Annotated in this window: 15 protein-coding genes; 7 read left to right on the top strand and 8 right to left on the bottom strand. The window is 57.2% G+C overall.

Features of this window, described 5'->3' with window-relative positions; genetic code table 11:
- Positions 1-111 precede the first annotated feature (111 nt).
- Together MHM86_RS00450 and tgt are read right to left on the bottom strand one after the other, a co-directional pair.
- The gene (locus MHM86_RS00450) at positions 112-1,428 is read right to left on the bottom strand and encodes a PAS domain-containing protein (RefSeq protein ID WP_239194648.1); all 1,317 of its coding nucleotides are present in this window, start codon (positions 1,426-1,428) and stop codon (positions 112-114) included.
- Positions 1,429-1,788: 360 nt separating this feature from the next.
- Positions 1,789-2,919: a tRNA guanosine(34) transglycosylase Tgt gene (gene tgt, locus MHM86_RS00445; protein WP_239194645.1), complete on the bottom strand. Its 1,131-nt coding sequence runs from the start codon at positions 2,917-2,919 to the stop codon at positions 1,789-1,791.
- 139 nt (positions 2,920-3,058) lie between these two features.
- On the opposite strand from tgt, the gene MHM86_RS00440 reads away from it, so the two are divergent.
- From MHM86_RS00440 to tpiA, 7 genes are all read left to right on the top strand, one after another.
- Positions 3,059-3,952, top strand: coding sequence for an SPFH domain-containing protein (locus tag MHM86_RS00440; RefSeq protein ID WP_239194642.1), 894 nt, complete (start codon positions 3,059-3,061; stop codon positions 3,950-3,952).
- The gene (locus MHM86_RS00435) at positions 3,952-4,218 is read left to right on the top strand and encodes an NfeD family protein (protein ID WP_239194641.1); all 267 of its coding nucleotides are present in this window, start codon (positions 3,952-3,954) and stop codon (positions 4,216-4,218) included. Before MHM86_RS00440 ends, MHM86_RS00435 begins: the two co-directional genes overlap by 1 nt.
- A gap of 83 nt (positions 4,219-4,301) precedes the next feature.
- The gene (locus MHM86_RS00430; protein ID WP_239194639.1) at positions 4,302-4,664 is read left to right on the top strand and encodes an SUF system Fe-S cluster assembly protein; all 363 of its coding nucleotides are present in this window, start codon (positions 4,302-4,304) and stop codon (positions 4,662-4,664) included.
- A 99-nt stretch (positions 4,665-4,763) separates the two neighbouring features.
- Positions 4,764-5,459, top strand: a complete 696-nt coding sequence (locus MHM86_RS00425; RefSeq protein ID WP_239194637.1) for a hypothetical protein — start codon at positions 4,764-4,766, stop codon at positions 5,457-5,459.
- Positions 5,452-6,171 (top strand): DUF3307 domain-containing protein, encoded by a 720-nt coding sequence (locus MHM86_RS00420; protein WP_239194635.1) that lies wholly within the window; start codon positions 5,452-5,454, stop codon positions 6,169-6,171. The genes MHM86_RS00425 and MHM86_RS00420 overlap by 8 nt, the downstream gene beginning before the upstream one ends.
- Positions 6,172-6,256: 85 nt before the next feature.
- The gene (locus MHM86_RS00415; protein ID WP_239194633.1) at positions 6,257-6,607 is read left to right on the top strand and encodes an iron-sulfur cluster assembly accessory protein; all 351 of its coding nucleotides are present in this window, start codon (positions 6,257-6,259) and stop codon (positions 6,605-6,607) included.
- Positions 6,608-6,750: 143 nt separating this feature from the next.
- The gene (tpiA, locus tag MHM86_RS00410; protein WP_239194631.1) at positions 6,751-7,500 is read left to right on the top strand and encodes a triose-phosphate isomerase; all 750 of its coding nucleotides are present in this window, start codon (positions 6,751-6,753) and stop codon (positions 7,498-7,500) included.
- A gap of 104 nt (positions 7,501-7,604) precedes the next feature.
- On the opposite strand, the gene MHM86_RS00405 is transcribed toward tpiA, so the two are convergent.
- The 6 genes from MHM86_RS00405 to MHM86_RS00380 all read right to left on the bottom strand — a co-directional run bounded on the left by MHM86_RS00405 (position 7,605) and on the right by MHM86_RS00380 (position 15,096).
- Entirely contained in the window at positions 7,605-8,981 is a 1,377-nt protein-coding gene (locus MHM86_RS00405; RefSeq protein ID WP_239194629.1) for a TRAP transporter large permease, read from the bottom strand.
- A 5-nt stretch (positions 8,982-8,986) separates the two neighbouring features.
- A complete protein-coding gene (locus tag MHM86_RS00400) occupies positions 8,987-9,667 on the bottom strand; it encodes a TRAP transporter small permease (RefSeq protein ID WP_239194627.1) in 681 nt (226 codons plus the stop codon).
- Between the two features lie 83 nt (positions 9,668-9,750).
- Positions 9,751-10,758, bottom strand: coding sequence for a DctP family TRAP transporter solute-binding subunit (locus MHM86_RS00395; protein ID WP_239194625.1), 1,008 nt, complete (start codon positions 10,756-10,758; stop codon positions 9,751-9,753).
- Between the two features lie 251 nt (positions 10,759-11,009).
- Positions 11,010-11,807: a heparin lyase I family protein gene (locus MHM86_RS00390; protein ID WP_239194622.1), complete on the bottom strand. Its 798-nt coding sequence runs from the start codon at positions 11,805-11,807 to the stop codon at positions 11,010-11,012.
- A gap of 242 nt (positions 11,808-12,049) precedes the next feature.
- Positions 12,050-13,300, bottom strand: coding sequence for a sigma-54 dependent transcriptional regulator (locus tag MHM86_RS00385; RefSeq protein WP_239194619.1), 1,251 nt, complete (start codon positions 13,298-13,300; stop codon positions 12,050-12,052).
- Positions 13,297-15,096, bottom strand: coding sequence for an ATP-binding protein (locus tag MHM86_RS00380; protein WP_239194616.1), 1,800 nt, complete (start codon positions 15,094-15,096; stop codon positions 13,297-13,299). Before MHM86_RS00380 ends, MHM86_RS00385 begins: the two co-directional genes overlap by 4 nt.
- Positions 15,097-15,128: the final 32 nt, after the last annotated feature.

The raw sequence follows: 15,128 nt of genomic DNA, 5'->3' as shown, positions 1-15,128 counted from the left end.
GGATGAGCAAGGCGCGAAATCGCCTGTGCCCCGATTTGTTCGAAACACAGGCGCAATTTTTGGGCCAAACATGGTCATTCCCCTAAAATTCTAGGGGGTGCAGGACCGCAATTATTCAGATTCGCCCAAGATAGACCGGTCCACCCCTTTCAGAATGGCGTTGACCGCGCCTTGGATTTTTTCCAGCTGCTCTTCGATCTCATCGTGGAAGTCATCAAGACGCGCCACAATGTTATCTAGGCCCTTGGCCGTATCGCGCAGCGTCCCTGCTTCGACCCGACAGGCAATACGGATGGTCGACAGACCAAGGATCATCCGCCGCAGGAAATCTACGCGGCGCTGGATCACCATTGTCGACTGTATGCCGTGCACCACGGCCGAAATGGATTTGGTGTTATACGTGTTGCGCAACTTGTTGAGGACATGGGTCTCATCCTCTTTGCTGGTTTTACCACCCAGACAGCCCTCATCCTTGAAGTTTTTGCACATCTCTTCGAGCAGGTGCGAGGTGCACAGCATGAAGAAAGAATTCTGATCGCGCGACGCTTCCCAGATGCCGTCGAAGCTTTCTTGGATATCTAGTGTTTTCAAGTGATTACGAATATCACGCAGCATCAGATCATAATTTTTGGCGATCTCGTTGATGGTGGAACGACCTTCGGGCAGCTTGGCAGCAAAGATCTTCATGTTGGCGATCAGCAACGCGGCCTCGTCGAAACGGGTCGACAGCAAAGCAATCTCATGGCGCAAGTGCGATGCGTTTTCCGAAATCGTGTGGATGTTGGACAAATCGGAAAACTGTTTTGTGCCCATGGTCTTGCGACGCGCTTCGAACTCTTCGAACAGGGCGTGAGCCTGGAACATCGCATAGGTCTGGAACCCCAGTTCCTGAATGCGGCCCATCATGCGATTGGCGCTGTCTTCAGGGCTGAGGGCCTCTGACTTTTCGGCGTGCAGAATTTCACCGTAAAGGTCAGATACAACCCCCAAAAGCGGGCTCGTCGGTTTCAAACGCACCGACAGGAAATCACCGTTACCAAGTGGCGAGGCAATAGCGAAAACCCAGTAGTATTTGCCTGATTTGGTCTTGTTTTTCACATAGGCGCCAACAGGAGTGCCGTTTTTCAATCCGTTCCACAGCAACCAGAACACCGCCTTCGGCATGTCAGAATGGCGGATGATGTTGTGGGGCGCACCCTGCAGTTCACTGCCACCGAAACCGGCGATGCGCACGAAGACCTCGTTATAAGCCTCAATCACCCCGCGCTTGTCTGTGCGCGAGAAGAACAAGTCTTCGATGGCAAAGGGTTCTTCTACGTTGACCTCAGGCACCGAACGCAGACCTGTCGCGGGTTTGGCGGCCTTTTGCTCAACAGGTTTAATTTCATCATGGTCCACGGTGAAAGGGTCGGTTGGAATCCGGTTCATGGGTTTTTCCATTCTATCGGCCGCTGTAGGGGGTCCTTCGTGCACCCGATCGGGTGGCGCGTCTTCCGGCAGCGGGCGACCAAACCTGCCATCAGGACAACTGTTATTCTCAGTCTCGAAAACGGCGGCTTGGGGTCGGCTTTTAGACGGAAAAATACGGCATTTCGGAAAAAAGTTCTTTGGCATCAGTTGGATGATCCAAAGATATGCAAAAAACCTTATGCTTTTCAGCGGGTTGGAATTTGACTCCCAAATACACCTTATAGGGGCTGCGACATTTTGCGCGCCACTTCTCTTTCACAAAAAACAGCCGCCTGCGTGGACAGACGGCTGTTCAACATGTTCACATGCATCGCGCGATCAAAGGCGTTCGATATCCCCATTTGCGCGTGTTTCGTGGAAGGTTTTCTGGAACGCCTCAAAACGGCCCGCGGCAATCGCATCACGCATGCCCTGCATCAACTCTTGGAAGTAATGCAGATTGTGCCAGGTCAGCAGCATGCCGGAAATCATTTCCTGACTGCGATAGACATGATGCAGATAGGCGCGAGAGTAGTTGCTACAGGCCGGACAGGTGCAGTTTTCATCCAGCGGGCGCGGGTCGTCCTTGTGGCGGACGTTCTTGATATTGACCACGCCATGACGGGTAAACGCCTGCCCCGTGCGGCCAGAGCGTGAGGGTAGAACGCAATCCATCATATCAATACCACGCGCCACGGCGCCGACGATATCGTCAGGCTTGCCTACCCCCATCAGGTAGCGCGGCTTGTCCTCTGGCAACATGTCGGGCGCGAAATCCAGGCAGCCAAACATCGCCTCCTGCCCCTCGCCCACAGCCAGACCGCCCACCGCGTAACCATCAAAACCAATGTTACGCAGTGCTTCAGCGCTTTCCTGACGGAAATCCTGTTCCAAACCGCCCTGCTGAATGCCGAACAACGCATGCCCCGGACGATCCCCAAACGCCTCACGCGACCGATCGGCCCACCGCATCGACAAACGCATGGATTTGGCAATTGCATCACGATCCGCAGGCAGTGCGGGGCATTCGTCAAAACACATCACAATGTCGGATCCCAGCAGGCGCTGGATTTCCATCGACCGTTCCGGCGTCAGCTCATGACGGGACCCGTCGATGTGGGATTTAAAGGTCACGCCTTTTTCCGTCAGCTTGCGCAAATCGGACAACGACATCACCTGAAACCCGCCCGAGTCGGTCAGGATCGGTTTGTCCCAGTTCATAAACTTGTGCAGGCCACCCAGCCGGTCAATGCGTTCGGCCGTGGGACGCAGCATCAGGTGGTAGGTGTTGCCCAACAGAATATCGGCGCCAGTGGCTGCAACGCTTTCTGGCATCATGGCCTTCACCGTGGCGGCGGTGCCCACCGGCATAAAGGCGGGCGTGCGAATATCCCCGCGCGTTGTATGAATGACCCCGGTACGGGCCTTGCCATCCTGACCCAGCTTTTCAAAAGAAAACGTCTTTTCCATACCACATCTCATCTCTTGCGCATCCTGCCGATACCGGCGCATCCGGCGTTGCTTACTCCTTTGCCACTAGAAGGCAAAGGCCGAAATGCCTATCTAGAGGGCACAAAAAATCTGTTAAACATAGTTTGGGACAGTAAATATGGACATTTTCTTTGATATTCTGGCCAACAATCCAATGACCATCATCTGGCTGCTGATCGCTGGATTCATTATCTCGATCATTTTCAAAGGGGTACGCATAGTCCCTCAATCGCAGAAATTCGTCGTGGAACGCTTCGGCCGCCTGCACGCGGTGCTTGGGCCGGGCATCAACTTGATCGTGCCGTTTCTGGATAAGGTGGCGCATCAAATCTCGATTCTTGAACGACAATTGCCGAACGCCAGCCAAGATGCGATCACCAAAGACAACGTGCTGGTGCAAATCGACACCTCGGTCTTTTACCGCATTCTGGAACCGGAAAAGACTGTCTACCGCATCCGCGATGTCGATGGCGCCATTTCCACCACTGTGGCCGGTATCGTGCGGGCCGAAATCGGCAAGATGGATCTGGACGAGGTGCAATCGAACCGCGCCCAGTTGATCAACCAAATCCAATCGCTGGTAGAGGATGCCGTGGATGACTGGGGGATCGAAGTGACACGCGCCGAAATTCTGGACGTGAACCTTGATCAAGCGACCCGCGACGCAATGCTGCAACAGCTGAACGCCGAACGCGCCCGCCGCGCCCAAGTGACCGAGGCAGAGGGGGAAAAGCGCGCTGTAGAACTCTCCGCCGATGCCGAGCTGTATGCAGCCGAGCAAAGCGCCAAAGCCCGCCGCATTCAGGCCGACGCCGAGGCCTATGCAACCGGTGTGGTCGCCAAAGCGATTGCCGAAAACGGGCTGGAGGCTGCGCAGTATCAGGTGGCGCTGAAACAGGTGGAGGCGCTCAATGCGCTTGGTGCCGGTGAGGGCAAACAAACCATCGTGTTGCCCGCCCACGCGGTGGAGGCGTTTGGCGATGCCTTCAAACTGCTGAAAGGGGGCAAGTGATGGATCTGTTCAGCATCTGGTGGGTCTGGCTGATACTCGGGCTTGCGTTGGCGACGGCAGAGGTGTTCTTGCCCGGCTCGATCTTTGTCGGCTTCGCCGCAGGCGCGGCGCTGACCGCGCCCTTGGCGGCATGGACCAGCCTGAGCGTGCCACAACTGGCGGTCGCTTTTGCAGTGTTGTCGCTGATTAGCTGGTTCTTCATGCGCCGCGTTTTTGGCTTTCGCGGTGCGAAAGCCAAAGTCTTTGATCACGACATCAACGACTAACCGATATAGTGCCGCCGCCTTGGCACTGGACCTTGGGGGCGGCAAACCTTATATCTTCGCTCAGGTTAAAATGGACGAACGCCATGAACGATAATGCTGAACCGCTTGAAGGCACCCCGCTGATCGCGCCTTCCAGCGTCTCTCACCCGATGTATGACAAGGTCGTAGAGGCCTGCCGCACCGTGTATGACCCCGAAATTCCGGTGAACATCTACGACCTGGGTTTGATCTATACGATCCAGATTTCCGATGATAACCGCGTTTCGGTAATCATGACACTGACCGCGCCGGGATGTCCGGTGGCGGGCGACATGCCCGGCTGGATTGTAGACGCGATTGAACCGCTTGATGGCATTCAGCATGTTGAGGTAGACCTGACGTGGGAACCGCCGTGGGGTATGGAAATGATGAGCGATGAAGCCCGCCTTGAGCTGGGCTTTATGTAAACCACATCGACATTATAGCATGAGAAGGCAGGCCACAGCGTCTGCCTTTTGCATTTACGCCATCCCTCCCCTTCACAAAGAACCCCCAATAAGGTTCTATTGACAAAAGAAGTCAAATATAGCTTCTTTGAACACATGCAAACCGAGAGACCAGAAATTGCCGTTCTAACCGGCGACCTAATCGCCTCCACCACGCTCAGTACGGATCAACAGCAGGCGGCGATGGCGTGTCTGGAAGAGACCGCGCAACAAATCGCAAACTGGCCCAACTGCCGCGTCAGCTTTGCCGTACGCGGTGGCGATGGCTGGCAAATGGCGCTGTCCCCTGCCCCGCTGGGATTACGTGCAGCGCTGATGCTGCGCGCCGCGCTGCGCGCGCTGGGCAAATCACATGACAGCCGCATTGCCATTGCTGCGGGAACAGATGACTGGCCGCAGGATGATAACCCCAACACCTCGCGCGGCCCGGTCTATGTCACCTCTGGGCGCCAGTTGGAGGCCATGAAAGGCGACAGCACTCTGCATTGGGGCGGCGGCGCATTGGGCGCCGCAACAGTGCTGGCCGATCACATTGTCCAAAGCTGGACAGTTGCACAGGCCCGCAGCCTGTGTCTGCAACTGCCGCCCCATGCCCCCAAGCGTGCTGATATTGCCGCAACGCTGGGTGTCAGCCGGCAGTCGGTGAACAAAGCGCTCTGGGCCGCGGGGTATCCCACCTTGTCAGAGGCGTTGCAGATGATTGAAACTCTCCCCCTCGTTAAACAGGCTGAACACGCGGAGCGCGCAGATGATTGAAACCTTCGCCGCCCTGCTGCTGGCCCATGTTCTGGCGGATTTTGTATTGCAGACCAATTGGATGGCAGCACGAAAACGGCAGTTCCCTGTGCTGATACTGCATGGGCTGGTGGTGCTGATCACCGCACAGCTCTGTCTCGGGCACGTCACCGCATGGCCTCTTTTGGCACTGGCAGCAACGCATTTCGCCATCGACGCGATCAAAACCTATGGCGACTTCAGCGGGCTGGCGGGCTTTCTGACCGATCAGGGCGCACACCTCATCATACTGGCCACCGTGGCATGGATTGCACCGGATTTGTGGCAAACTGGCTTTTGGGCGATGCAGGCACCGCCCCTCCCCGCCCCTAATACCCTGCCATCTACCATGATCCTGATCGCAGGCGCCGTGTTGGCCACCCGCGCTGGCGGCTTTGCCACCGCGCTGATGATGAAACCCTATGATACCGCAATGAGCCAAACAGCAGAGAGCGGCCTGCCCGGAGCCGGTCAACGCATCGGGGTGTTGGAACGGGGGCTGATTTACCTGCTTGTGCTGCTTGGAGAACTGGGCGGCATCGGCTTTCTGGTGGCAGCAAAGTCCATCCTGCGCTTTGGCACCGTGTCTGGTGATCGCAAGGCAACAGAATATGTGATCATCGGCACATTGTTCAGTTTCGGCTGGGCGCTGGTGGTCGCAATTGCGGTGAAAGCATTGCTCAGCCAGCTCTGATCTGGCCGAGATGCTTGAGATCGCAGATCATTCCACCTACATAAAGATCAGATAAACGCGCGAACCACCCCGAAGGACCCCATCCATGTTCTCGATCCCCGGCAAACAGGCTGTCACCCTGACCCCGAAAGCGGCGGCACAGATCGCCAAACTGATGGAAAAAGACGGCCATCAGGGGCTGCGCATCGGCGTCAAAAAGGGCGGTTGTGCAGGCATGGAATACACCATGGATTACGCCGAAACCATCGACCCCAACGATGAGATCGTCGAACAGGACGGCGCCCGCGTGATGATCGCGCCGATGGCGCAGATGTTCCTCTTCGGGACCGAGATCGACTATGAGGTTTCGCTGCTGGAAGCGGGGTTCAAATTCAATAACCCCAATGTAACAGAGGCCTGTGGCTGCGGCGAATCCATCAAATTTGCCGGGATGTAACGCAGTCCCTATAGAAATACCCCATTGTTAGCGCCCTCGGCCCTTGCCTTGGACCTGCCAGTTGGTGCAACTGACAGCACTGTTCACGCGCCTGTGAAAAACGCGTGGTGAACCAAAAGAAACTGTTGTTGAGGGGAATATCTATGCGTCGCAAACTGGCTGCCGGGAACTGGAAAATGAACGGGCTTTCTGCCCAGATCGAGGTATTGAACGATCTGATCAACCGCCACCCTGCCCCGACCGTTGATCTGCTGATCTGCCCCCCCGCCACGCTGGTTGGCGCGGCTGCAACCGCAACCGCCGGCACCCCCCTGATGATTGGCGGCCAGGATTGCCACACGGCAACCTCTGGCGCCCACACCGGTGATATTTCTGCTGAAATGCTGGGAGACTCGGGTGCCGGTGCGGTGATCCTTGGCCATTCTGAACGGCGCGAGGACCACGGCGAAGAGGACGCGCTGGTTGCCGCCAAAACCACAACCGTGCAGGCCGCAGGCCTGATCGCCGTGGTCTGCATCGGCGAAACGCTGGCACAGCGCGAGGGTGGCGAAACCCTCAACGTGATCAAAGCACAGCTCGCCGGCTCCATCCCCGCTGACGCGGCGGCTGACACGCTGGTTGTCGCCTATGAGCCAGTTTGGGCCATCGGCACTGGCAAGATTCCCACGCTGGCAGAAATAGCGGAAGTCCATGATTTCATCCGTGCTGAGCTGACCGCCCGCTTCGGCGCCGATTTCGCCGATAAAATCCGCCTGCTTTACGGTGGTTCGGTGAAGCCGACGAACGCCGAAGAGATTTTTGCCGTTTCCAACGTCGACGGCGCACTGGTTGGTGGCGCCAGCCTGAAGGCTGAGGATTTCAGCGGCATTATCACCGCGCTAGAGGCCAGTTGAACGGCCTGAGAAAGGCAACAACCGTCCTTTCAATGATCCCCAACGACTTAATAAAAACGGCGCCACACAGGGCGCCGTTTTCGTTTCTGTCATATCGACCAAGATCATTTGGTAATGATTTCCGGTCCCATGAAATGGTTGGGCAGGAAGGTCGAGATCGCAGGGATATAGGTCACCATAATCAGGAAGACGAAGAGCACCGCAAGGAACGGCAGCGCCGCCTTCACCACCCGCATCATCGGCATGCCAGCAACGCCAGAGGTGACGAAGAGGTTCAGACCAACCGGCGGGGTGATCATACCGATTTCCATGTTCACCACCATGATGATGCCCAGATGAATCGGGTCGATGCCCAGTTCAATCGCGATCGGGAACACCAGCGGTGCCACGATGACCAAGAGGCCCGATGGCTCCATAAACTGACCGCCGATCAGCAGGATCACGTTCACGATCACCAGGAACATCACCGGCCCCAGACCTGCGTCCAGCATAGCGCTGGCCAGCTGCTGCGGGATCTGTTCATCGGTCAGCACGTGCTTCAGGATCAGCGCATTGGCGATGATAAACATCAGCGTGACTGTCAGCTTGCCTGCCTCGAACAGGGTGTTCTTGGTGTCGCGGTGGAAAAACGCGGTAATCAGCGCAAGCGGTTTCTGCAACAGCGTCAGGTTTGCCTGCCCCTCAGGACGGCTGAGCGGTCCCATGTCGCGGTAAACAAAGCTGGAGATCAGGAAGGCATAGACCGCGGCCACAGCAGCCGCTTCGGTCGGGGTGAAGATACCACCGTAGATGCCGCCCAGAATGATTACGATCAGGAACAGCCCCCAGATCGCGTCCATGCCAGAGGCAAAGACCTCACCCCAGCCCTGCCAGTCACCTTTGGGCAGGTTGCGGATACGGGCGATCACATAGATGGTGATCATCAACATCGACCCTGCCATCAGACCGGGGATCACACCTGCAAGGAACATCCGGCCAACGGACACCTCAACCGCCGAAGCGTAAACAACCATCACGATGGACGGCGGGATCAGGATGCCCAGCGTGCCCGCGTTGGCAATCACACCAGCGGCGAAGTCTTTGGAATAGCCAACCTGACGCATGCCCGCGATTACGATCGACCCGATCGCGACAACCGTTGCAGGCGACGACCCCGACAGCGCTGCAAACAGCATACAGGCAAAGACGCCCGCAATGGCCAGACCACCGGGGAAGTGGCCGACAATGGCGATCGAAAAGCGGATGATCCGTTTCGCCACGCCACCGGTCGACATAAAGCTGGAGGCAAGGATGAAGAACGGGATCGCCAGCAGGGTATAATGCCCCGCCATCGCCTGAAACATGGTCTGTGCGATTGACGCCAGTGAGGTGTCGGACAGAACCAGCAAGAAAATGATCGACGAAAAACCCAGCGAAATGGCGATCGGAACACCGATCAGCAACAGGCCGACGATCATAGAAAAGAGAACAAGAACTTCCATCTGACTCAGTCCTCAGCGTTGTGGTGGCGGACATCTTCGACCGCGTCTTCGGCTTCGTGGCTGACGATCAGGCTGTCCTGCTGACCGCTGATCAGGCGCCAAGAGGCCTGAAGCACACGGAAAAACAACAGCGCAGCACCAATGGGCAGCATCACGTAGGGAATGAAACGCGGCAGCTTCTCATAAGCTTCGCCCGCGTTGAAAATCGGCTCGATAAAGCGCAGCCAGTCGACCATGTAGATGTCGCCGACCTCATACCAGGCCTGATCACGGCTGTTGGCAAAACCGGTAGGAAACCAGCGCCCCGTGGTGGCATCAAAGCCCGCAAACGGTGCCCAATAGTCCCATGCGCCTTTCAGCAGCAGGAACGCATAGGCGATGCAGATCGCCACAGTGATCAGCCCCATAATACGGCGCACGCGCGACGGCACTGCATTCAGCACCGCATCCACGCCAAGATGCGCGGTCACTTTCACCGCGTAGCTCATGCCAAAGAGAACCAGCCAGGCAAACAAAAACGCCGTTGCCTCCAGCCCCCAGATCAAACCGGTGTTAAACCCATAGCGCAGGATCACGTTGATAAAGGTGATGATGGTCATCAGCCCCAGAATGATCGCGATAAAGGTTTCCTCAAACTCGTGCACAAACCGCGAAAATGCGGATTTGGGTGTGTAATGTCCCGACATGTCCCGCCCCTTCCTTCGGAATTTCGGATATAGAAAACCCGGCCCGATACCTGCGGACCGGGTTTTCAGATTGTTGCTAACGCTTAGTGTTTGGCGTTGATCGCTTGGGCTGCTGCGATGTTGTCTTCGCCAACGTCACCTTTGAACTGTTCCCAAACCGGCTTCATCGCTTCGACCCAAACAGCGCGCTGGTCATCGCTCAGCGCACGCACGGTGCCGCCTGCGTCAATCACCGACTGTTTCGCCGCTGCGTTCACAACGGTGGATTCTGCGTTACGTACCTCGGTCACCTCAGAGATGATGGTGGCCAGCTGGTCGCGCACATCATCCGGCAGCGAGTCCCAGAAATCGGTCGAGGTCACAACCAGATAGTCCAGAATGCCGTGGTTGGTTTCGGTCACGCCGTCCTGCACCTCGAAGAACTTCTTGCCGTAGATGTTGGACCAGGTGTTTTCCTGACCGTCCACAACGCCGGTTTGCAGCGCGCCGTATACTTCGGAGAAGGCCATCGGCTGCGGGCTGCCGCCCAGCGCCGCCATCTGCGCTTTCAGCACTTCGGAGTTCTGAACGCGGAATTTCAGGCCAGATGCATCGGTGGGCAGTTCCAGCGGCTTGTTCGCCGACATCTGCTTCATGCCGTTGTGCCAGAACGCCAGACCCAGCAGACCACGACGTGTCATCGATTCCTTCATCGCCTGACCGTTGGCGGAGTTCTGGAATTCATCAACTGCGTCGACGTTCTTAAACATGAACGGCAGATCGAAAATGCGGAATTGTTTGGTGAACTGCTCGAACTTCGACAGCGACGGCGCGGCCAGCTGCACGTCGCCCTGCAGCATGGCTTCCAGAACCTGGTTGTCGTTGTAAAGGGTCGAGTTCGGGAACACTTCAAGGCAGGCCTTGCCGTTCATTTCCTCGTTCACACGCTTTTCAAGCAGCGATGCCGCGATGCCTTTGGGGTGCTTGTCGGTGTTGGTGACGTGGCTGAACTTGATGACGATTTCACCGTCATCACAGGCGCCTGCTGCAAACACAGCCGAAGCAGAAACAGACAGGGCCAGCGCGGCCGCAGCGGTGGTAAAATATTTCATTGTATCTCCTCCCGAGAGATCATCTGAAGTCGTAAGCACCCCCTCCGGGTGCGACGGGGCTAGAATTTCCAATCGACAGTCTTGTCTCAAGGAAAAGTGAGCGGGGCGGGATATTTTCGTTCAAAGTACTGTCAAAAAACGGCTTTTTATTCCCGCGCAGCCGCCGAATACCCCAAAAACAAAAAAGCTGTGCGGTTTCCCGCACAGCCTTAATCCGTGTTTGTGCGAAAATCCGCACAGATCCGTTGGTATTACTTCAACCGCTGCACCTTGAGATAGGAGAAATCAACAACCGATGTCGGGTTCTCTGTCCCCTCTGCGGCTGCATGACGGTAGATGCCGAACTTCATATGCGGCACAGCGCAGTCGGCCATTTCAAAGGGCGTGTCCGCAACCAATGTATCATTGACAAACAGCTGCATCATCCCCCTGTCAGCGGTGTCAAACTCCACCCGGAACCGCTGCCAACGGCCCTTCAACTCGTCCAGATGAATGGCTGTTGGCGCCGGTGCTTTGTATTTGCCATCCAATAGTGGCTGCATCGACAACAAACCGTCGCGGAACATGAACCGCATCGGCGGTTTCGATTTGCATGATCTATCCCAACTGTGCAGCTGCCAAAAGGTTTCGCGATGACCATCAAATCCGTCCATAAAGCGCACATCAAAGCTGGCGCTATACCGGGCATTGCGGGCAAGGATTTCCTTTTGCTTCAACTCCACCCGCTCACGGAACGGCGACATATCATTGGGCTTATTATCTGCGCCGCAGGCGCCCTTGTCCCCATCGCGCAAAGTAAAGCGTAGATAGCGGCGGCCATCTGCTTGCTCTGCTTTCTCCAGACGTTTGGACATCCGGATTTTACGCTTCATGCTGCAGTTGTCATAAATACGGATATTCTCCCATTGTGAATCCGAAAACACCAATTGGGATCCACTAGAAAAAACCTTGGGCTTTGCCCATTCAGCCTGAACGCCGACAGCTGCCGTCAAGGTCGCTGCCAGGATAATACCGCCGGACAACGCTGCTGTTTTTATCATTTGTTTCATTTGCTCACCTCTCTCACATTTACGCCCCTCCGCCTGCAAGCATACGGCACGGGCACAGCGCGCCAGTGAAAAGCGTTGCAGTCGGAAAGAGCGCCAACATCACGGATGACAGCGAAATCACAAAGATGATTATGGCACTGTAACACAGATAGGAAGAAAACCGCCGATAGACAGAGACAAAGCCCGACACACCCTTGGGATGATCGAAATTTATGGTGACTGTATGCTGACTGTCAGGCTGATTAGCCCTCGGCGCGAAACTGTTCCGGTTTCAGGCCGTATCGGGCCAGTTTGTCATAGAAAGTCTTGCGCGGTAGCTTCAACGCCTTGGCCGCCGCGCTGGCGCGTCCCTCCGCCCGACGCAGGGCGGCGATCAACAGCGATCGTTCCACCCGCGCCATCTGTTCGGCCAGCCCCAGATCGACACTGTCCTCGCCTGTGCCGGTTTCCTCCCCAAGGACAAAACGCATCGCAGCACTCATCAATGCGCGGGCATTGCCGGGCCAATCGCGGGCCATCAAATCCGCCAAAAGGTCTGAGGACACTTCAGGCGCCAGTAATCCCGATTGTTCCGCCGCCTGTGCCACGTAACGTCTAAACAGCACTGGAATATCTTCGGGCCTTTCCTTCAGCGACGGCACCCGCACTTTCATCACCTCAATCCGGTAATAGAGATCCGCCAATAGATGACCCGCCTCTACCGCGGCGCTCAGATCCTGCGTGGTGCCGCCAATGAGGCGCAAATCGCCCTCCTCCAGCGCCTCGATCAGGGCGCTTTGCACGTCCAGCGCCAGACCGCCCAAATCATCAAGGAACAATGTCCCGCCCTGCGCCGCCGCCACCACATCACTCAACGCTGCACGGTCCAGCGTGGGGGCTGCACGTTTCACAAACGGGCCTTTGGCCTGCGCGGAGGTCAGGTGAATGACCTCTGCCACCTTATAGATACCTGACCCCGGCGCTCCGCTGACCAGCACATCCGTGCCAGCCCGTGCTGCCAGACGGGCACGGTTGCGCAAGCCCTCTGACAGATCGGATTGACCGTAGATCATCCGCGCCGCCGCATCACCGGTTTCCAACTGCGCCTTCATCCGGCGGTTTTCCAGTACCATTTCACGGGTTTTTAACGCCCGCTCCAATGCCGCCAACAGATCGGCGGTGGCGCAGGGTTTTTCCAGAAAACCAAATGCCCCCTGCCGCATCGCCTGCACCGCCATCGGAATATCGCCTTCGCCCGTCAGCAAGATCACCGGCAATTCCGCATCAATCGTCTGGGTGTGCGTCAACAGGTGAAACCCGTCACGCCCCGGCATGCGGATGTCCGACAACACCACACCGGCAAAATCGGCGGCGATGTGATCTTTCGCCTCGATAAAGGACCCCACCGGCAGCGGGTCCAGATCTGCCAGTTCCAGCGTTTGTGCCAGTGCATCGCGCACCGCAGCATCGTCGTCGACCACCAGTACGCGGCGAATGGTTGTGGCTTCTGTCATCCTGTATTCCCTTCACCCCACGGCTCCAGCTCTACCGTGAACATCGCCCCCGTTGCGCCATTGCTGCCCCGGATCCTGCCGCCAAAGCTTTGCACCAAACCATAAGAGATCGACAGCCCCAGCCCCATCCCTTCGGAACTGCCGACCGTTTTGGTGGAATAAAACGGCTCAAAAACTTTGTCAGGCTCTTTCAGTCCGGGACCGATATCGCGCACCGTAATGGTTGGGCGCGGCTGTGCTGTGATTTCGATATCCACCCGCCGCTCGGACTGATCCAGCATCGCATCGGCGGCATTGTTGATCAGGTTCACCAGTACCTGCGTCAGCCGTACATCACCGGCGCGGACCCACAGAGGGCTGTCCGTAGCGCCTGCATCCCAGTTGAGCGTCACCTCATCCGCCTTCAGCCGCGCCTCTGTCAACTCTACTGCAGTGTTCACCACGTGCAGCAAATCGATCTGCCCGACAGGTTCACTCTCATTGCGGGCAAAGGCGCGCAGGTTTTTGATGATCCGCGCCATGCGCGCGGCCATGTCGGCAATGCGCGACAGGTTTTCCTCCGCCCGCTCCGGCCGACCACGTTCCATAAAGGCACTGCCGTTTTCGGCATATTGACGGATGGCCATCAAGGGCTGGTTCAGCTCATGACTGATCCCTGCGGACATCTGGCCCAGCGCCGACAATTTACCCGCCTGCACCAGATCATCCTGCGCCTTTTTCAACGCCCCTTCTGCCGCGATCCGTTCGGACACTTCACCGCGCAGGCTGTCATTGGCTTGCGACAATTCTTTGGTGCGGGCAGCAACGCGATCTTCCAAGACAGCGTTGGCCTGCGCCAGCGCATCGCGCCGTGTGGTGGCAATCAACGTCAGCGCCCCGAAGGTCAGAAAAACCGCCGCCACCACCGCCGCCTGCAACCCTGCCAGACGGCGGGCAGGATCCACATCAATCAAGGCCTCCGCCCGCATAGCAATCGCAGGCAGATCCTGTTCCAGATGCAGGCCACGCGCGGGCACATAGGCCGACCAATCGGTCAACCACAATTCATACCCGCCGACGTTGCGCGCCCCGAAAGAGGTGCTGACGCCAGTGTTGGGGATCAATTGCCCATCCGCCTGCCGCCGCCAGTAAAGAAGTTCAGAGCGGTTGGTGATAAAAACCTCGCCGCCTGTACCTGCGCCTGTGTCTGTACCCGTATTGGTGAAAAAGATAGAAGGCCGCGCCCCCCGCCATTCTTCCTCGATCCGATCAATGTTAGCGACCACGATAAGAGCGCCCTGCACCTTGCCCTTGTCCGCATTATCCGCACTGAAAACAGGCGCAGCAAACGAATAAGTACGCTGGCCGGTGGCGTTGATGACACCGTGTTCTTCGCCCATCGCCCCCTGAAGCGCTCGGCGCCAGTGGGCGCGATCCGACAAATTACGTGCAGTTAAATTGTTGGCAGAAACGATCACAAAGCCGTTCGGATCCACCACCACCAGATCCAGCGCGGCGGTTTTATCGGCCGCTTTCAACAACAGCTGTTCTGCCCGTTCAGGCCCCGCGCCAGCCAGCACATCGCGCACCACCGGATGATCGGCGGTCAGGACGGCCAGCTGTTGGTATTGCTGCAACTGCCCCGTCAACCGGTCCGTCGCCAGCGCCAGATCGACACGCCCGCGCTGCGCCAATTGCCCCAACGCCTGCACATAGCCATAGCGCCAAACCCCACCCGAAATGGCCACGACAGCCAGCAGGAACAACACAATGATCAGCCACCGGCGCAGGGCGAAAGGATTGGAAATCAGTTTCATGCGGCGAACTTAGCCCGCACAGGCTTGCAAAG

Source organism: Thalassobius sp. Cn5-15 (assembly GCF_022347685.1).
Lineage (GTDB): Bacteria > Pseudomonadota > Alphaproteobacteria > Rhodobacterales > Rhodobacteraceae > Thalassobius.
The sequence above is the reverse complement of the archived record's forward strand: the minus strand, read 5'-3'. Positions and strand labels throughout refer to the sequence as shown.